The organism is Saccharothrix ecbatanensis, from assembly GCF_014205015.1.
Classification (GTDB): Bacteria; Actinomycetota; Actinomycetes; order Mycobacteriales; family Pseudonocardiaceae; genus Actinosynnema; species Actinosynnema ecbatanense.
The window spans coordinates 920,031-938,350 of sequence record NZ_JACHMO010000001.1; the positions used below are offsets into that span (position 1 = coordinate 920,031).

At 70.5% G+C, this 18,320-nt stretch carries 12 protein-coding genes and 2 pseudogenes; 8 read left to right on the plus strand and 6 right to left on the minus strand.

Annotation, left to right across the window (positions count from 1 at the left end; all coding sequences use genetic code 11):
• Positions 1-1,078: 1,078 nt before the first annotated feature.
• From sbnA to F4560_RS04190, 4 genes are read left to right on the plus strand one after another with little or no spacing between them, the layout of a single operon-like run.
• The gene (gene sbnA, locus F4560_RS04175) at positions 1,079-2,059 is read left to right on the plus strand and encodes a 2,3-diaminopropionate biosynthesis protein SbnA (protein ID WP_221483330.1); all 981 of its coding nucleotides are present in this window, start codon (positions 1,079-1,081) and stop codon (positions 2,057-2,059) included.
• The gene (gene sbnB / locus F4560_RS04180; RefSeq protein ID WP_184916445.1) at positions 2,052-3,104 is read left to right on the plus strand and encodes a 2,3-diaminopropionate biosynthesis protein SbnB; all 1,053 of its coding nucleotides are present in this window, start codon (positions 2,052-2,054) and stop codon (positions 3,102-3,104) included. Before sbnA ends, sbnB begins: the two co-directional genes overlap by 8 nt.
• Positions 3,101-5,944, plus strand: coding sequence for an aminotransferase class I/II-fold pyridoxal phosphate-dependent enzyme (locus F4560_RS04185; protein ID WP_184916448.1), 2,844 nt, complete (start codon positions 3,101-3,103; stop codon positions 5,942-5,944). Before sbnB ends, F4560_RS04185 begins: the two co-directional genes overlap by 4 nt.
• Before the next feature lie 2 nt (positions 5,945-5,946).
• Positions 5,947-7,161, plus strand: a complete 1,215-nt coding sequence (locus tag F4560_RS04190) for a benzoate/H(+) symporter BenE family transporter (protein ID WP_221483331.1) — start codon at positions 5,947-5,949, stop codon at positions 7,159-7,161.
• A gap of 113 nt (positions 7,162-7,274) precedes the next feature.
• Here the strand turns inward: F4560_RS04190 and F4560_RS44040 are convergent.
• Positions 7,275-7,640: pseudogene (locus tag F4560_RS44040) on the minus strand (integrase core domain-containing protein); the annotation flags it as partial.
• Between the two features lie 737 nt (positions 7,641-8,377).
• On the opposite strand from F4560_RS44040, the gene F4560_RS04200 reads away from it, so the two are divergent.
• The 4 genes from F4560_RS04200 to F4560_RS04215 all read left to right on the plus strand — a co-directional run bounded on the left by F4560_RS04200 (position 8,378) and on the right by F4560_RS04215 (position 10,771).
• Positions 8,378-8,542: a hypothetical protein gene (locus F4560_RS04200; RefSeq protein ID WP_184916452.1), complete on the plus strand. Its 165-nt coding sequence runs from the start codon at positions 8,378-8,380 to the stop codon at positions 8,540-8,542.
• Positions 8,543-8,613: 71 nt separating this feature from the next.
• Positions 8,614-8,892 (plus strand): helix-turn-helix domain-containing protein, encoded by a 279-nt coding sequence (locus F4560_RS04205; RefSeq protein ID WP_246477719.1) that lies wholly within the window; start codon positions 8,614-8,616, stop codon positions 8,890-8,892.
• A 557-nt stretch (positions 8,893-9,449) separates the two neighbouring features.
• Positions 9,450-9,824: a hypothetical protein gene (locus F4560_RS04210; protein WP_184916455.1), complete on the plus strand. Its 375-nt coding sequence runs from the start codon at positions 9,450-9,452 to the stop codon at positions 9,822-9,824.
• A gap of 2 nt (positions 9,825-9,826) precedes the next feature.
• Positions 9,827-10,771: a hypothetical protein gene (locus tag F4560_RS04215; RefSeq protein ID WP_184916458.1), complete on the plus strand. Its 945-nt coding sequence runs from the start codon at positions 9,827-9,829 to the stop codon at positions 10,769-10,771.
• A 184-nt stretch (positions 10,772-10,955) separates the two neighbouring features.
• On the opposite strand, the gene F4560_RS04220 is transcribed toward F4560_RS04215, so the two are convergent.
• From F4560_RS04220 to F4560_RS04230, 5 genes and pseudogenes are all read right to left on the minus strand, one after another.
• Positions 10,956-15,092, minus strand: coding sequence for a CHAT domain-containing protein (locus tag F4560_RS04220; protein ID WP_184916461.1), 4,137 nt, complete (start codon positions 15,090-15,092; stop codon positions 10,956-10,958).
• Positions 15,093-15,348: 256 nt separating this feature from the next.
• Positions 15,349-16,101, minus strand: a complete 753-nt coding sequence (locus F4560_RS44045) for an NPCBM/NEW2 domain-containing protein (protein WP_312868410.1) — start codon at positions 16,099-16,101, stop codon at positions 15,349-15,351.
• Between the two features lie 73 nt (positions 16,102-16,174).
• Positions 16,175-16,708: pseudogene (locus F4560_RS44050) on the minus strand (beta-galactosidase domain 3-containing protein); the annotation flags it as partial.
• Positions 16,709-16,734: 26 nt separating this feature from the next.
• On the minus strand, positions 16,735-16,983 hold the full coding sequence (locus tag F4560_RS44055) for a hypothetical protein (RefSeq protein WP_246477720.1): 249 nt from the start codon (positions 16,981-16,983) through the stop codon (positions 16,735-16,737).
• Positions 16,984-17,562: 579 nt separating this feature from the next.
• Positions 17,563-18,285 (minus strand): hypothetical protein, encoded by a 723-nt coding sequence (locus F4560_RS04230; protein WP_184916464.1) that lies wholly within the window; start codon positions 18,283-18,285, stop codon positions 17,563-17,565.
• Between the last annotated feature and the right edge of the window lie 35 nt (positions 18,286-18,320).

An 18,320-nucleotide genomic window follows, 5' to 3' on the forward strand; every position in this document is an offset into this window, starting at 1 on the left:
GACCGTCGCCGGGGCGGGTTGGGTCGGCCCGGGGCGCGGTTCCGGTTGGGTGACCGGTCCGTTTCCCCAGGCCGCTTCCCGTACCCGGCGTGCCCCTTCAAGGCGCCGGGCGCTCCACAAGTCCCGCTGGTGCGCGGGTTCTGCCTCGTCAGGCGGTGGCCCAGGGCGACGGATGACCGATCCCCGGTATCGGTAGCGTGTTGTGCTGACCTTCTTCGGGTCGAACAGCAACCTGTCCTGGCCCGTGGGCCACCATCCGCCGCCGCAGTAGCGGTGGCGCAGTTCCTTCCAGGTGGTCCGGCGGTGTTTCCGACGTATCCATCTCCATACCGTTGTGAACACGTAATGGCTCAGGTAGGCGAAGGTCGTCGGTCCCTGCGGCGGGGAGGTCGATGAGGAGTGCGGTCGTCGTCGGAATTGCGTGAGCGCTGCGATGACGACGACCTTGACCGGGTCGTGCACGTCACAAAACCTAAATAATTTGCGCTCAACCGTTCGCCGGGCTTGCGGCAGCGCCTCACAGGTGGAAGGCGAAGGGGGTTCGGTCGAACCGTCGGGTTGGGGCAGCGCGAGAAACCTTGATCAGCGCCGGCAGTGTGAAGAGGATCTCTGAGGAACCATCGGTGTCGATGGCCCGAGAAGACTTGAATTTTCAAATGTCTCAGAAGTGAGAGCAAGCTGCGACGGGTAAGGCTGTCGCCACCCGAGCGAACCCGGTATACGCTGCGGAAACCTCCTACGTCAAGGCGTTGACCACTACTGGTCATGCTGATCACCGCGCCGGATCACGCGTTTCCCGCCGCTGTGTGGATGGTCGTGGTATATGGTGCCGCGACTTGCACTCCCATCCCTTGGAACGGGTCAGGTTCAGGCTCGTATGTTCGGGAGTTCAGTCCACCTTGCTCCGCTCGGCCTATTGTTGAAACTTTCCGGATCTGGGAATGTTGCCGGTGGATCGTGGTGCCAGGGATGGGGTCCTGACGAGGCACGCGTTTCCAGCCGTGCGCCTGGAAGTCGAGTTCGCCGGCGCTGCGTGTCAACTGGGGAACTCGCAGGGGGATTCATGATAGTGCGCAGTGTGGGCGACGCTGTCGTCAAAGACATGTTCTACGAGCTGCGGGACTTCGTGCCGGGGCTCGACGTGCTCGTGAAGCTGGAGGGTCTCAACCCGGCCGGGTCCATCAAGGTGAAGTCCGCCGCCGCGATGATCCGCAGGCTGGCCGAACAGGGCGTGCTGCGCCCGGGCTCGCACATCGTCGAGTCGACCTCGGGCAACCTCGGGGTCGCGTTGGCCGCGGTGGCGGCGGCGGAGGGGTACCAGGTCACGCTGGTCACCGACCCGAACGCCAGCAGCCACAACGTGCGGGCGATGCGCGCGTTGGGCGCCGAGGTCGTGGTGGTCACCAGGCGCGACGCCAACGACGGGTTCCTGGGCAGCCGCATCGACTACATCCTCGGCATGCTGGCCGCCGAGCCGGACCTGTTGTGGCTCAACCAGTACGCCAATCGCGCGCCCGTGGTGGCGCACCGGGACGGCACGGCGGAGGAGATCCTCGCCGAGGTCGGCCCGCCGGACTGGCTGTTCGTGGGAGCGGGCACCACGGGGACGTTGATGGGCGTGGTTGAGCGGTTCGCCCAGTTCCGCAACCGCACGACCGTGGTGGGTGTGGACGCCGTCGGATCGGTGACCTTCGGTGGCGCGCCCGCCAGGCGGCGCGTGCCCGGCCTCGGCACCAGCCGGGTCCCGGAGATCTTCGACCCGACCGCCGAGTTCACCCGCGTCCAGGTTTCCGAATCGGACACCATCCGCACCTGTCGGCGGGTGGCCCGCGAGCACGGGCTGCTGCTGGGCGGTTCCTCCGGCACCGTCCTGGCCGCGGTGCACCTGCTGCGCGACCGGATCGCTCCGGGCGCACGGGTGGTCGCCATCTCCCCGGACATGGGAGACCACTACCTGGACACCATCTACGACGACGAGTGGGTCACCGGGTACTTCGGGCCCGAGGCCGTCGACATCGGCCAACCGCTTTCCGGGAAAGGGGTGTTGAACCTTGTTTGACTTCACCGTGGTGCCCGGCAAGCACATCGCCGAACTGCTCGACGGCCACGAGACCGAGGTCGTGGACCTGGTCCGCGCCGCTTACCTGGCCCATGAGGACGGCCGGACGGTGAACCCGGACAGCTACTTCCTGCGGTTCCCGGACAAGCCCGAGGCCCGGATCATCGCGCTGCCGGCCTACCTGGGCACCGATGGCGCGGGCACCGATGGCGCGGGCACCGATGGCGCGGGCACCGACGAGAGCGGTGACGCGGGGATCGCCGGCATCAAGTGGATCGGCAGCTTCCCCCGTAACATCGAGTCCGGCCTCCCGCGCGCCTCCGCCGTGCTGGTGCTCAACGACTACACGACCGGCTACCCGTTCGCCCTGCTCGAATCCGCGGGCATCAGCGCCGCCCGCACCGCCGCCTCCGCCGCACTGGCCGCGACCGTCCTTTCGCGACAGGACGTCGGCAGCGTCGGTGTGGTCGGCGGAGGCGTCATCGCCCGCACCATCACCACGTATCTCCGCGCCGTCGGTGTCCCGCTGCAGGACGTCCGTTGCCACGACCTGAGCGCCGAGTCGGCCGGGTTCCTCGCCGAGCACCTGCGCACCAGGCACGGCTCGACGGTGGAGATCACCGACCGCAGCACCGCGCTGGAGGCCGACCTGGTCGTGCTCGCCACGACCGCGGGCACCCCGTACATCACCGACCACGAGTTCCGGCCGGACCAGGTCGTGCTCAACGTCTCGCTGCGTGACCTCGCGCCGGAGCTGCTGTTGGGCGCCAACAACATCTTCGACGACGTCGAGCACTGCATGAAGGCCAACACCTCGCCGCACCTGGCCGAGCAGCTCACCGGTGGCCGTGACTTCGTCACCGGCACCCTGGCCGGGGTCGTCCTCGGCCGCGACAGCCTCGACCCGGCCAAGCCGACCATCTTCTCCCCGTTCGGCCTGGGCGTGCTCGACCTCGCGGTCGGCCACTACCTGTACCGGCAGGCCAAGGCCGCGGGTACGGCCGTGGACATCCCCGGTTTCTTCGGCGAGACGAGCCGCTGGTGAGGGGCCGGGTGGCGATCGTCGGCGGCGGCCCCCGCTGCCTGGACCTGCTGGAGCGGTTGGTGTGCCGGGCGGACGGGCACGCGCTGGACGTGCACGTGGTCGAGCCGGGTCCGCTCGGCGTCGGCCTGCACGCGGTGGACCAGCCGGACTACCTGCTGCTCAACACGGTGTGCGAGCAGGTCACCGGCTTCACCGACGAGTCGATGCTCGGCTCTCCCGGAGCCGTGGTCACCGGCCCGTCGCTGTTCGACTGGGCACGCGGGAGCGGTGTCCTGGTCGACGGCAGGCCGGTGCGCGGTACCGACCACCTGCCCCGCGCGTTGCTTGGCGAGTACCTGAACTGGGTCACCGCACGAGTGCTGGCCGCGGCCCCGGGCTCGGTGCGCGTCCACGTGCACCGCACCTCGGCGGTCGCGGTGACGACCGTGCCCGGTGGCGAGCGAATCGACCTGGTGGGCGAGCCGCCGCTGGTGGTGGACCGCGTCGTGCTGGCCGTCGGCCACGGCGAGCGGTCGCCGCACCTGCCCGGGCACGTCGGGGACGGGCCCTACCCGCTGCCCGCCGCGGTGGCGGACGTCGTCCCCGGCGAGACCGTGGCGCTGCAGGGGGTGGGGTTGACCGGCATGGACGTGCTCGCCGCGCTCACCGTCGGCCGCGGCGGCCGGTTCGTCGACGGGACCTACCTGCCCTCCGGCAGGGAGCCGCACGTCGTGCTGGTGTCCAGGCAGGGCAGGCCCGCCATGGTCCGGCCCAGGCTGAACCCCGGTCGGCGGGCACTGCCCGCCCGGTACCTGACCCACCAGGCACTGGGAGGGGGTTCGCTGGACTTCGCCGCCGACGTGCTGCCACTCGTGCTGGCCGAGATGGAACACCGCTGGCGGTCCTACGGCGGCGGCGCCTCCCCGGACTTCCGCGACCTCCTGCTCGGCGGGCCGCCCGCTGCCGCCCTGCGCTCGACCGGGACGTACCGCGCCTGGTACACGGCCCAGCTCACCGAGGACCTCGCGCGCGCCGGGGCCGGGCTGGGCGTCGACCCGGTCAAGGAGGCCGTGGAGGTGCTCCGCGACCACCGCGACGTGATCCGCGCGGCGGTGGACCACGGCCGGCTCACCCCGGCCTCGCACGAGTGGTTCTACGGCGTCTTCGCGGGCGCCGCCAACCGCCTGGTCATCGGCCCGCAGCTGGAACGGCACTCGGAGCTGCTGGCGCTGCTCGCCGCAGGCGTGGTGTCGGTCGGCCCCGGCCCTCGTCCGGTGCTCGGCTTCACGTCGGGCGGGCGGACCCGGCTCACGTCGCACGACCTGGTCGAACCCGGCTCGGTCGTGGTCGACCGGCTGCTCATCGGCCACAGCCCTGCCGTCGACCCGGTCAACGCTGCCAACCCGCTGGTCTCCGGGCTGGCCTGGGCGGGCAGGCTGACCGCGGTGACCGCGTCGGGTCGCCCGGTCGGGGTGCGGGTGGACCGGGCGTTGCGCGCGCTGACGCCGACGGCCGGGCCCAGCCCGCGCTGCACGTCTTCGGGCCGCTGGCCGAGGGCAGCACCTACTACAACCACTACGTCACCTCGCCGGGCGGCCCGTCCAAGGCCACGGCCGACGCCGACCGCCTCGCCCGGCACCTCCTCTCCCCCCTCGCACAGGAACAGGAACGAGAGCATGTCCCAGCCTGACCCGTCCCGATCCAGCTGGCGGAAGGACTACGACCGGCAGACGCTGGCCGCCCAGGCGGGCGGCTGGCGCGACCCCGGCACCGGCGCGATCCCGCCCGCGGTGCACATCGGCGCCACCTACGGACGCGATGCCGACTACCGGCTACCCGGCGGCTACGCCTACCTGCGTGATCAGGGCAGCCCGATGTACGAGCAGGCCGAGTCCGTGCTCGCCCGGCTGGAGGGCGCGGCCGACGCGCTGGTGTTCTCCTCCGGCATGGCCGCGGCCACCGCCGTGTTCGCCGTGCTGCCCGCGGGCGCGCGGGTGGTCGTGCCGCGGACGATGTACTTCGGGCTCACCAAGTGGCTGCGCGAGTTCGGGCCGATCCGCGGGCTCGACGTGGTCACGGTGCCCACCGGCGACCTCGACGCCATCCGGGCCGCGGTGCAGGCGGCACCCACCGCGCTGCTGTGGGTGGAGACCCCGTGCAACCCGACCTGGCTGGTCACCGACGTGGCCGCCTGCGCGGACATCGCGCACGCGGCGGGGGCGCTGCTCGGGGTGGACAACACCGTGCCCACCCCCGTGCACACCCAGCCGATCGAATTGGGCGCCGACCTCGTCATGCACTCGGGCACCAAGTACCTCAACGGGCACAACGACGTCGTCGCGGGCTTCCTCGCCACGGCCGCGGACACCGAACTCTGGCAGCGGCTGCGGCTGCACCGCCAACTCGGCGGCGCACTGCTCGGCCCACTGGAGGCGTACCTGCTGGTGCGCGGCATGAAGACGCTGTTCACCCGCATGCGCCAGATCTCCGCGACCGCGCAGACTGTGGCCGAGCACTTCGCCACCGACCGCCGGGTGCGCCGGATCGCCTACCCGGGCCTGACCACCGACCCCGGGCACGCCGTCGCCGCCAAGCAGATGTCCGGCGGGTTCAGCGGAATGCTCTCGGTGCACGTCGACGGCGACGCCGACCTGGCGCTGCGCACGGCCAACGCCACCGGGCTGTTCATCCGCGCCACCTCGCTGGGCGGCACGGAGAGCCTGGTCGAGCACCGGTTCACCTTCGAAGGGCCGGGCAGCACCGCGCCCCCGGATATGCTCCGCGTGTCCATCGGCCTGGAAAGCGCCGCGGACCTCATCGCCGATTTGGACCAGGCGCTCGACCGGGCGCGGGGGGAGTGACGGTGACCGACGCGTCGGGGAGCACCGCCGTCGAGACGAGGCAGCCGGCCGGGTTCTTCCGCGATTCGTCGATCTCGGCGGTCGTGGCGGGGCTGATCGCGGTCGTGGTGTCGTACTCCGGTCCGATGGTCGTGATCCTCACCGCCGCGGCCACCGGGCGGCTGACCGACAGCCAGACCACGTCGTGGGTGTGGGCGGTGTCGCTGGGCAGCGGGTTGACCTGTGCGCTGCTGAGCCTGTGGACCAGGCAACCGATCATCACCGCGTGGTCGACCCCGGGGGCGGCGCTGCTGGTGACCAGCCTCGGGCAGTTCACCTACGCCCAGGTGGTCGGCGCCTACATGGTGTCCGCGGTGGCGATCACCCTCGTGGGGCTGACCGGTGTGTTCGGCAAGCTGATGTCCCGCGTCCCGGGGCCGATCGTCTCCGCGATGCTGGCGGGCATCCTGTTCACCTTCGGCGTCGACGCGTTCAAGGCGCTCGGAGTGAGCCCGTTGGTGCCCGCCGTGGTGCTCGTGACCTACCTGGTGGTCAAGCGCTTCTCCGCGCGCTACGCCGTGCTGTGCGCGTTGATCACCGGCGTCATCGCGGCCGCGGTCGGCGGCGACCTGCACCTGTCGGCCGTGCGGTTCGACCTCGCCCGACCGGAGTGGACGACGCCGTCGTTCGGGCTGGCGGCGATCATCGGCATCGCGGTCCCGATGTTCATGGTCACCATGGCGTCGCAGAACGCCCCCGGCCTGGCGGTGCTGCGCGGCGCGGGCTACGAGCCCGACGACCGCAAGCTGATCGGCACCACCGGGGCGGTGTCGGTGCTGCTGGCGCCGTTCGGCAGCCACGCGCTCAACCTCGCCGCCATCACCGCCGCCATCTGCACCGGCCCGGAATCCCATCCGGACCCGCGCAGGCGCTACCCGGCCGGCGTGTTCTGCGGCGTGTTCTACATCGTGGTCGGCCTGTTCGGCGCCACGCTGCTGGCGCTGTTCACCGGCCTGCCGAAGGAACTGGTCGCCGCCATCGCGGGCATCGCGCTGCTGGGTGCCCTGATGGGCGGCCTCAAGGGCGCCATGGACGACGACAAGCACCGCGAGGCGGCGCTGATCACCTTCCTGGTGACCGCGTCGGGACTGACCATCGCGGGCATCGGTTCGGCGTTCTGGGGCCTGGTGTTCGGTGTGGCGGCCCACTTGGTGCTCGCCGCTCGCCGCAAGGGCTGACGCCGTTCCTCCACTCGGCCGGTGTGGCTTGTGCCCCCGCCGAGGGTCGGTCGGCGGCGTGTCGATGTGTAGCCCGGTTCTGTGATCGGGTGGTCCGGTGGTGGTGGTGCGAGTTGTAGTGCTTGGTGTGGTGGGCGGTGGTTGTGGTGGGCCGTGTAGTGGTTCAGCGCTGTTCTGAGGTGGTGTTTGTTGATGATGAGCGGGCGGTTGGTGATTTCGTGTCGGATGGTGCCGGCGAATCGTTCGGCGTGGGCGTTGGCTCGTGGGCACCGTGGTGGGGTCTTCACGACGTTGATTCCGGTGTCGGGGAGGGTGGCGTCGAATGAGGTGGTGAACTGGTCGGCTCGGTGTCGGATGAGGAGCCGGAGGTCGTCTGCCTGGTCGTCGAGATCCGTCAGTGGGTTGCGGGTTTGTTGTGTTGTCGCGGGCGGTCGTCGACCAGCCGCTGCACCAGATCGGACAGCCGTGGGCGAAGCCACAGCGGGGCTGCGGTTACTGCGCGGTGAGCAGGACGCGCTTGCGCAGCAGGGCAAACCCGGCTCGACCGTACATCTGGCGCTTGAGTGGGTTGATCTTTTGACCCGGGCCCTCCACCGGACCGGAACTCCACCTCGTGAGGCCCGCACGACGGGGTGTTCAGTTTGTGTTGGGCCAGAGGCGGATGTGCCAGGTTTCGATACCGCGGTGTGTGCTTGCTTCCGGTAGTTCGGCGGCTTCGGTTCGGCCGGTGACGGTGAGGTCGAAGTTGTAGTGGCCGGGGGAGGGGAGTTCGAGGTGTTTGATGTGTGGCGTGTCGTGGGGTTGTTCTGGGTTGGGGAGGTGGATGACGGGTCCGTTGACGGTGGTGGCGAGGCACAGTCGTCGGCCGTCGGTGTGGAACGACCCGGACTCGGTGGCTGATCGGTCGTGTGCGGGTTCGGGTGGTCGGGTTGTCCACAGTTCGAGGCGGACGCGGGCGTGGTGGTCTGTGGCGGCGCTGTAGAACCAGATCCGGTGCGGGTGGGTGGGTGGTAAGGATGTGGTCGTCGGTGAAGTCGGGTTCGCTCTGCCAGTAGTCGGCGTCGGGGTCGACGAGGGAGAGGGTGCCGTGCTCGACGCGGACGTCTTCCTCGATGGCGGCGGTCGGCTGTTGTGTTGTCATGGTTGAGGTTCCGGGTCGGGCTGTGCCGCCGCCGGTAAGCGGCGGCACACCTGGTGGACGTTTGATGAAGTCCTGGTGCCACTGAAGCACTGTCTCCGGGCGTACCAGCAGTCGGAGCCGACGAAGCGCATCGACCGGAAGTCGGCGCAGCAGTGCCGCGAGGAACGCTCGGTCGCCGGGGGAGAACCGTGGACGGGCGTTGCCCAGTTGGCGTTCAAGGACGGTGATCTGGCGCCGTAGCGCCAGGATTTCCGCATCCGTGTCCCGGTCGCTCATGGGCAGCAGGCGCCCGGCTCGGAGTCTCGGGCGAGATGCTGAGGCTGGTCTCGAAGCGGTTCGCCGAGACCGGTGGTGATGTCCTTGCCACGGTCTCGCGCAAGAGGCGTGCCCTTCCGCCGGTGCCGTCCCCGGTGACCGGCGAGGCCGAGGCCCGGCTGATCGCCCTGGCCTGCTCGCAGCCACCGGCCGGGCATGCCCGGTGGTCGTTGCGATTGCTGGAAAAGCACGTCGAACTCACCGAGGACATCCCGAACCTGGACCACTCCACCATCGGCCGGGTCCTGAAAAAACGGAATTGCGCCCTCATCTGAGGAAGTGCTGGAACCTCCCGCCACGGGCGAACGCGGAGTTCGCCGCCCGCATGGAAGACGTGCTCGCCGTCTACGCCCGGCCGCACGACCCCGCCCGCCCGGTCGTGTGCATGGACGAGAAACCCTTCCAGCTACTCGGCCACGTCCGCGACCCGCTCCCCGCCCGGCCCGGCCCGGCCGCGATGCCCGCCAGGACAGCAAATACGTCCGGTGCGGCACCTGCTCGATCTTCGTGTGGACAGAACCCTTACGCGGGTGGCGCCGTGTGCACGCCCTCGAGATCCACCACACCCCCGAACACGGGTCCTGGCTCGACATCGCCGAGATCGAACTCTCCGCATTGTCGCGGCAATGCCTCGACCGCCGCATCGGCGACCTCGACACCCTCAACACCGAACTCGCCGCCTGGCAACACACCACCAACACCAACCAGCGCGGAGTCGACTGGCAGTTCACCACCGACAACGCCCGCACCCGACTCCGCCACCTCTACCCCAAAGGTTGGAAGCGACGGTCTACTAGACTGGCCGCCCCACGTGAGAAGCCAGGGAGTCCCCTTGACCGCACAGGAAGACGCCGAGATCGCAGTCGCCATCGGCCGCGTCTGCGCCGAGGAACCCGCTATCCGAGCCCTTCTCGAAGAAGCCGGCGATGCCGCTCCGCTGGACCAGTTCCTCGCCGCCGCACGGGGCGGCCAGGAACTCACCGCGCCCGTCACCACCCTGCACGCCGCGCTGCAACGCAGTGGCGACGCTCTGGGCCTCCTCGGCGCCGTCCGCACCGCGACCCCATGGGGTCTGGGGCAGATGCGGCCCGTTGACGTCGTCCTGCTGTGCCCCCGGCACCGCTGTTCGCGCACCCAGGTTCCGTCGTCCGACAAGTCCACGCGCTGCACCCTGTTCGATGAACCGCTCCGCCCCGAACGGATCTAGCGATGGGTGGCTTCCTCACGGAACTCGGCAAGAAGCTCGCCGAACGCTGGCTCACCCTGCTGGCTCTCCCCGGCGTGCTCTACCTGGCCATCCTCGCCACCGCCCACACACTGGGGCACACGCGCCCGTTCACCCTCAGCCGCCTCACCGACCGTTTGTCGAACTGGACCACCTCGTCGGCGACCACGACGGCCCTGCTGTTGTTCGTGGTTCTGTTGGCCGCCGCAGCGGCTGGCCTGACCGCCCAGGCTCTCGGTTCCCTGATCGAGCGCGCCTGGCTCGCCGACCGCTGGACATCCCGCCGGCCGCCACTCCGGCACCTAGCCCGCCTGCGCGTTCGCCGCCGCCACCGCCGCTGGTCGACCAAGCAGAGCGCCTACCACGCCCTCGCCCAAGCCAAGGCCGAACGCCTCGCCCACGGCGACCCCGTCCCGCCTGAAATGGACCAAGCCCTGATCGCAGGGCACAGCCGCATCGCGCGCATCGCCCTCGAAGAACCTGCCCGACCGGGCTGGATCGGTGACCGCCTGCACGCCGTCGTGCACCGCATTGACCGCGACTACCGCCTTGACTTGCCCACCGCGTGGCCCTACCTCTGGCTCACCATGCCGGAAGAAACCCGCATCACCATCACCGATGCCAGAGCCGCGTTCGGCCGATCCGCCACCTTGGCTGGCTGGGGCGTGCTCTACCTGGCCGCGGGCATCCTGTGGTGGCCAGGTGCCCTGCTCGCCGCGGCGATCCTGATCACCGCTCGCCACCGCGCCCGCGACGCCACCGAGACCTACGCTTCCCTCGTCGAGGCCGCAACCCGCCTCCATACCCCTGCCCTGGCCACCACCCTCCGCCTGGACCACACCGGACCGCTGGACCGCGCGACCGGCTGGGCCGTCACCTGCCTGTTGCAAGGCCGCCCAGACCTGATCCCCTTCGTGCCGCACAAGTGAATCCCGTCGAAGAGGCGAAGTGGGGAACGGGATGGCTGGTTCGAGCGGCGCAGTAACAATAGGCGGTTCAGACTGACTGGAGGACCCTGCCGATGAGGACGCGGACCCGGGCCGAGTGTGCCGTGTGTGGCACGGGCCTGGTGGTCCGAGGGTCGAAGGTGTCACGGCATTGATGAAGTGACCTCTACGGGCCGGTGTGGAGGTAGGGCGCCCATACCAGTGGGTCGGTGGGCCATTGCGCCCGTAACGCGGTGACCGCGTGGTGCAAGGCGTGGGCGGTGTCCGGGGTGCCGGTGGTGGTGAGGGCCGCGTAGACCGCGTCGGCGACGTCCGGGGCCAGGTGGTCGTAGATCGACCACAGGGTGGCGATGACGTTCCGGTAGCCCAGGAGTTGCATCGCCGCGGCCAGGTGCACGGCTTCGTCGACCATTCTGGGGCTGCCGGTCGCCGTCTGACAGGCGGACAGGAACGCCAGCTCGCGTCGGCCCGGGTTGTGGTGGATCAGATCGGCGATGCGGAGCGGGCCGTCGGCGAGCCAGAACGCGCTCTCAGTGGGGTCGCTGAAGTGTTGGCTGCCGTGGCAGGAGAAGTGCGCCCACGCATGCCGCGGCAGCTCGGCGAGGACCCGGGCCGTGGTCGGGGTGTCCGGGGACTGGCCGTCGGTCCGGTTCTCCAGGCGGGTGGTGATCGGGTAGCGGGCGTGCACGCGGTCCAGCTCGTCGGACACGGCGGGCAGGTCGGTCGCGCCGGGAGTGGTGGGCACGCCGACGGCCAGCAGCGCCGGCCTGCCCGTCGGGGCCGGTGCGTTTCTGGCGCGCAGCAACGCGGTCAGCGTGGGGGTGTACGACGAGATCACGCGGTCGGGCACCGTGCCGCCGGCGGCGTCGGTCCGGCGACGGGGGTGGTGGCCGGCGGCGTGCAGCGGCAGCAGGGCAAGGGGGCCGGTCGGGCACCACCAGATCCTCGGCCACGCGCCGGCCGGCGGGGCGATGTGGCCGAGCCTGGTCAGCACCGGGTCGGCGATGGTGTCCCACAGCCACGCCAGGACGTCCAGGATCGTGTGCCGGTCCTGTTCCCGTTCGGCGAACGAACGGTTCGGGTCGGTGGCGCGGCCCAGGGCGCCTAGCAGGGCGTTGGCCCGTGTCGTCGCCGTCGCGCGGGTCAGGGTGGTCAGCTCGACCACGTCGACACCGGTGGCGGAGACCAGCAGCGCGTGGCAGCCGTGGCGGCTGAGGTTGACGATGACCACCGTGCCGGCACCGGCCGCGGCCCGGAGTTCGGTGAACGACGTGGGTTGGAGGAACCGCTCGAAACCGTCGATGGCACGTATCCGGCCGATGAGGTCGTCGAACTCGCGGGCGGCGCGCATGCGCTCCTCAGCCACGCGATTCTGTTCGGCGCGTGGGTCGTCGTCATCGCCGGACGGGCTCACCGCGGGCAGCGGCGCGTCCAACAGCGTCCGGATCCGCTCGAAGTGCTCGGCCAGCGCGGGTGCGCGTTCGGCCAGCTCGGTGAGGTCGGTGCGCAGGTTGAACAGCTGTGCCCACAACACCGACCGGCCGGTGTCGAGCAGTTCCACCGCCTCCTCGGGACGGCCGGCGCGGACCGCGCACGCCGCGCCGTCCGCGGCCAGGCCACTCCAGCGTGCGACCCGGTCCTCCTGGGTGGCGCGGGCCAGGCCGTGCGAGGCGAACCGCGGCAGCAGCCGTACCGCCGCCGCGTACCCGTCCGCAGCCGAGTCGATCCGACCGGCCTCGGCCGCCATCTCTCCCCACATCCCGGCCGCGGCCATCCGATCCGGGAGTGCACCCGACTCGACGCCGTACGCCTCCCGGAATGCGACGGTCGCCTGGTCAAGGTCTGCCGGTTGACGGGTGCGCCTGAACCGGTCGCGGAGCATCGCGCCGAGGACGATCAGTGCCTTCACGCGATCGGGGTGTTCGCGTGGGAGGCCGGCCACCGCCTCGCCCGCAGTGGTGATCGCCTCGTCCACATCCGTGAGTTCGCCGGTGCGCTCGAACCGAATGCCCAGGAGGACGGCGAGGTGCACCAGAGTGCTCCGGTCGGGATCGTCGGGCGGGGTGGCGGCGATCGCGTCACGTGCGGTCGACAGCGCCTCGTCCAGATCGCTCGCCTCGGCGGTGCGCCGATACCGGGTCTGCAGCGCGTTGCTGAGGCTGTTCAGATGGGTGGAGCGCACTGGGTGGTCGTGCGGCGTGCCCGCGATCGCTTGCCGGATGGCGGTGATGGCCTCGTCGAGATCGGCCGGCTCGTCGGTGACGCGGTACCGGTCGATCAGCCCCGTACCGAGGTTGCCCAGGAAGATCTGGTGGTACGGGTTGTCCGGCCGGCTGGCGGCGATCGCGTCGCGATCCAGCGCGATGCTGTCGGCCAGGTCGGCCAGGCGATCGGTGTGCAGGTAGCGGGTGTGCAGCGCGGAGCCCAGGTTCGCCAGGTACCGGTGGTACCTGGCGTGGTCGGGTGCGGTGCGGGCGACCGCGTGGCGGCCGGCGACGACGGCGTCGTCCAGGTCGGCCTCCTGGCGGGTGCGCCGGTACCGGTGATGCAGGGCGACGCCGAGCCTGTCCTGGATGCCGGGGTAGTCCGGGTGCGTGGCCGACGTGACCTGCGCTGCGTCGCGTAGGGCGCGGACGCCCTCGTCGAGGTCGGCCGGCGTCCCGGTGCGCTGGAACCTGGTCAGCAACGCGGCCCCGAGTCCGGCCCGGTTTAGGGCGAAGTCCGTGTGACCGGCCGGTGTGGCGACCACGGCCTGACGATGTGCGGTGACGCCGTCGTCGAGGTCGGTCAGGTCGCCCGTGCGATCGAACCGGGCGAGCAACGCCGTGCCGTACTGCGAATGGAACTTCGCGAAGTCCACGTCCTCCGGGGTTGCCGCGGCCGTCGAGGTGCGGGCGGCGGCGACCGCACCCTCCACATCGGATAGTCGGCTCGTCGACTCGAACCGGGCGAGCAGCGTGCGGCCGAGGTTGTGGTGCAGCCCGGCGTAGTTCGGGTCGTAGGGTTCGGTGGCGGCGCACGCCTCCGTCAACGCGGTGATCGCGTCCGTCAGCGCGACTTGGTTCCCGGTGGTGATGAACTGTTCGTGCAGTGCCAGGCCGAGTGTGCTCACGCACGCGACACGGTCGGGGTGACCGGGCTGAGCGCCTGCCACGGCCGCGCGTCCGGTCGTGACGGCCTCGTCTAGGTCCTCCCTCCGGCCGATGTGCTCGGACCGGACGCGGAGCGTCGCCGACAGGTTGGCCAGGTACCCCGGATAGCGGACCGAGTTCGGGGGAGTCTCGGCGAATGCCTCGCGACCGGCGGTGACGGCGTCGTTCAGGTCGTCGAACCGGCCGGTGCGTTCGAAGCGGTCCCGCAGCGCGAGACCGAGCTGGGAGAGCACCGCGGGCCGCTCGGACGCCACCGGTGACAGGGCGGCCCGCGCCGTGAGCAACCTGTCGATGACCGCGTCGAGGTCGGCCAACCGGTCGACGAGGTGTCGCCGGGCGTTGAGCAACCGGACGACGGCGAGCAGGCGCTCGGCCCGCGCCGCGTCCCCAGGAGGGGTGGTGTCGGCGGCCTCGGTGAAGGCGGCGAGCGCCGCGTCGAGGTCGGCCGGTTCGCTCAGCCGGATGAACCGTTCCTCGATGGCACAGCCCAGGTTGAACAGCCGGCCGGGGCGGTGCGGCTGCCCAGGCAGCGCCGCGGCCACCGCGTCCCGAGCGGCGGTAATGGCGTAGTCCACGGCCGTCAGCGCTACTTGCGGGTTACCGCCGTCGGCCGGTTCCGCGTCCTCGTGCGCGATGGCGTACGGACTCATGATGACTTCGGTCTGCTGGACCGGATCGGTGGTGACGGTGATCCCGGACGAATCGACGGTGTTCGGCGCCGCGCAGCCGGGGCAGCGGACCACCGTGTCGTTCCGGTAACGCAGCGCGTCGTGCCACGAATGTCCGCACCGGCCGCATTTGACCCGCGCGACGAAGTTGTCGCCGTGGCCCCGGGCCGCCGATCTCAGGCCGAACGCATTGGTGATGGACTCGATTCGTCCGACGCAGTCCGCCGACCTGGTGTCGGCTTGCCAGGGCAGCAGGTTCTCCAGGTACAGACCCTCGATGTCCGTGCCCCAGTTCCCCTGCGGGGTTTCAACCACGATGTAGAACAACTGGCGCTCGACCCGTCGGGTCAACAGGAACGCCTTCGCGACCTCCGCATCGGCAGCGCGGTAGGTCTCGTAGACAGCACCATTCTGGTTGGTTTCGGTGAACACGTACACCGGTTGACCCTGGTCCGGCGTCGACTCGCGTCTCGACCAGCTCATCGAACCTCCTAGTGCTGTCGAGGTCCGACTTTACTGGGTGTTACTGGCTGGTCACACCGGTTTCGCGAGTCCAGCCGGTTGTTGCCGGGTGGGCCACGGGGGCGCACTTCGTGACTGGCGCAGGTGCGGTCGGCGTGGTGGGAGTTGGGCCACGACTCGCCCATGGACAGGATCGCCGGTGCGGCGTCCCGCCGTGACGGCGAAACGCTCCCGGCTCGAACCCGACGGGTTCGAGCCGGGAGCGTCGTGAGATGGGTCAGGAGCAGGTCAGCGTCGGCGCGATCCAGTCGGGGTGGTCGGAGCCCACACCGTCGATGCCGCCGCCGACGACCAGATCGAGGATGTCCCCCGTGATCGGGACGTCGATCGCCACCGCGGCCTGGCCGGCCCTGATCACCGGGGTCGTGGTGAGCGTGACGCCGTCCACGACGACGCTGAAGGTGACGCTGCCCGCGCCGCCGGTCTCGTCGTCCACGCCCACGAGGGCCGTGAAGCGCGAGCACTTCCCGCCGAGGTAGAACTGCAGGTCGCTTTCCGCGTGCACTCCGAGGCCCTTCGGGTAGACGGTGCCCGCGATGGTGAGGGGTTTGCCGTCGCCCGCAGCCAGTTCGCCGTTGCTCATGTCGCGCTCGACCGGGCCCCAGCCGCTGACGGAGCCGAGGAAGGGCAGGCCGCCCACCTCGACCTCGCCGCTCGGGGGCAGGGCCGGGACCACGCCGATGATCCGCTCGTCGGTCACCGACGTATGCCTGCCCTGCTGCTGGAAGCTCGCCTTCACCTGGAGGTCGGCGGGCACCGGTGTCCCGCTCGGCGCGGTGACCGGCCACGAGAACACCGCGGACGTGCCGCCGTTGACGCGGCCAACCGACGCCGGCGTCGCCCGGCCGACCGTCCAGCCCTCGGGTGCGGTCAGCGTCGCGGTGACGTTCCGCGTAGCGGGCGCACCGGTGGGCACCCGCACCGTGGCGGTCGCCGTGAACTGCTGCGCGTTCCCGGCCGTGTCCGGCACGCTCAGCGAGACCGACGCCTTCGGCGACGAAGGTCCCGTTCAGCCAGACGGAGAACGCGCCGGCCGAGCCGCCGCTCTGCGACGACGGCGAGATGCCGGTCTGCTTCCCGTCACTGGTGAAGCGGCCCCGGTACCAGGTGTTGCCGGTGTGGAAGCCGTAGTCGTCGGCGAACAGCACGGGCAGCGTGCCCGGCGCGGTCTTGCTGTTGGTGGTCATCTTGTCGGCGACCGGCCACGCCGAGTCGTCGAAGTCCGGTCGGCTCTCCGGCGACTCCTGCTGGTGCTTCCAGTCGGTCAGCGCGGGCAGGGTGACCGGCGCGGCCACGGGCAGCGCTCCCGTGCGGCTGCCGCTCGGGGTGCTCCGCGTCTGCACCCGCTTGCCGTTCCAGTCGACGTGTGTGGCGGTGGAGAACACCTCCACCGTGCCGTCGGACGTGGTGTCGCCGGTCAACGTCAGCAGCCCGCCCGCGGCCCGAGCGGAGCGCAGGAGGTGGGTGCCGCGGACGAGTACCGGACCCGACGCGGTGTCCTGCCGCCAGAACGTCGCCGCGGTCTGCTTGTCCGCGAGCAGCAGCAACAACGGCTGCCTGCCGTCGTCGACGAGCACGCGGGTCAGCCCGCCGTGGGTGTAGTTCAGCCGCAGGTCGCCGCGGGCGGCGTCCCAAGTGCTGGTGGCCGCGCTGATCCTCCGGTGACCTGGCCGAACCGGGACAGGTCGAAAGTCAGCCTCTGCGCGGCCCCCGGGTTGGCAGCGACGATGACGAGACGGCGCGCGGCGCTGTCGTAGGCGGCGACGGCCAGTTCACTGCCGGTGTCCAGGATGCGCATGCCCGGCCGGATGTGCCGGGTGAACTGGGCGACCACGTAGAACTTCGTCTCCACCGCCGGATGTCCTAAAAGTACGCGTGGCCCTGGACCGGCGAGTTGTCTTCCGCAGCGATTTCACCGGCGACCGGCTTTATCGGCGAGACAACGTGCATGAACTGGCTACTTCACGCGTGACCTATGGCCACCAGCCGACACGACGCCCACCACCCCGCCGACCACAACCCGGTCCGCAGTTCCTGACAACCAAAGCTCCGGTACGGCGGGCGACCGTCCACACGGCAGTCAAGACCGCCTTCGGTCGGGCCGGCTATCGCCAATGATCATCTAGCCGGCCCAACCGGTACCTGCATACAAGTCGGAACTTCACAGGTACTGGTCGATGTGATCGTCCGCGCTCGGCATCGCGCCGTTGGCAGCCGCACCCGACGGGACGTCCCCGCGGTCACAGGCGTCGCCAGGATTTCCGGCAGTGTTCGCTGCCCTGCACACGTCTCCTGCACCAAGTCCTCGACGGCCACCTTCGCGTCCAGGTCGGAATCCGCGGTGCGCGGTCGGCGGTGCGGCCGTCGAGGCGCGGGAGCGCGGCCACGGGGTTGTGAAGCCGCGCTCCCACACGCGTGTGCGGCTCCGGGGTCAGCGGCGACCCAGGTTCAGGCCGAGGTCGAGTCCCAGGCCCAAGTCCAGGCCGAGGAGTCCGCCCCGGCTGGTGCGGAAGGGCCCGCAGGCGGCCGGTGAGGTGGCTTCCAGCGGCAGGGACGGGTCGAGGTCGCTGGGTGCGCTGCCGTCGTAGGTTCCGCTGCGGTTGGGGTCGATGCCGTGCACGACCAGCACCGCCTTGCCGTTGCGGATGTTGCTCGCCACATCGGCGGTCACCGTGATGCTGCGCCGGTAGTTGTAGGAGTTGCCGTCGGGCGTCGGGAAGCGGTCGATCGCCAGGCCGCTGGCCGGGCTGGTGTCGCCGCTGGTGGTCAGCGAGGTGCCGATGTGTCCGTAGAAGGGATGCCCCTCGGTGGTGTTCACGATGCCGTCACCGCTGGTGTCGGCCCGCTGGGTCGGGCATCGGCCCTGTGCTCCGATGTGGATGTGCTGCGCGTGCGGGGCGTCGGCGAGTACGCCGCGGACGCGGACGGCGATGTCGACCTGGTTGCCGCGCAGGACGAGAGCGCCCTGCCCCGAGGCGCCGCTGTGGTTGAGCTGCCGGAGTTGCACGGTGGCCACCGTGGTGCCGCCGTCGTCGCCGGAACCGGTGCCGTGGTCGCCGTCGTGGGCCGAGGCCACCGCAGGCGCGGTGAGAGCCAGCCCTAGGGCGAACACCGGAACCGCCGCACGTGCCGCTCGGGTCTTGAACGTCGTCATGATCGTTCCTCTTCTTGAAGGGGTTCGAAACGGTC

Coding starts and splice junctions, on each gene's coding strand:
- F4560_RS04205 (WP_246477719.1), top strand. CDS start 8,614: ATGCTGAGGCTGGTCTCGAAGCGGTTCGCCGAGACCGGTGGTGATGTC.
- F4560_RS04215 (WP_184916458.1), top strand. CDS start 9,827: ATGGGTGGCTTCCTCACGGAACTCGGCAAGAAGCTCGCCGAACGCTGG.
- F4560_RS04220 (WP_184916461.1), bottom strand. CDS start 15,092: ATGAGCTGGTCGAGACGCGAGTCGACGCCGGACCAGGGTCAACCGGTG.
- F4560_RS04230 (WP_184916464.1), bottom strand. CDS start 18,285: ATGACGACGTTCAAGACCCGAGCGGCACGTGCGGCGGTTCCGGTGTTC.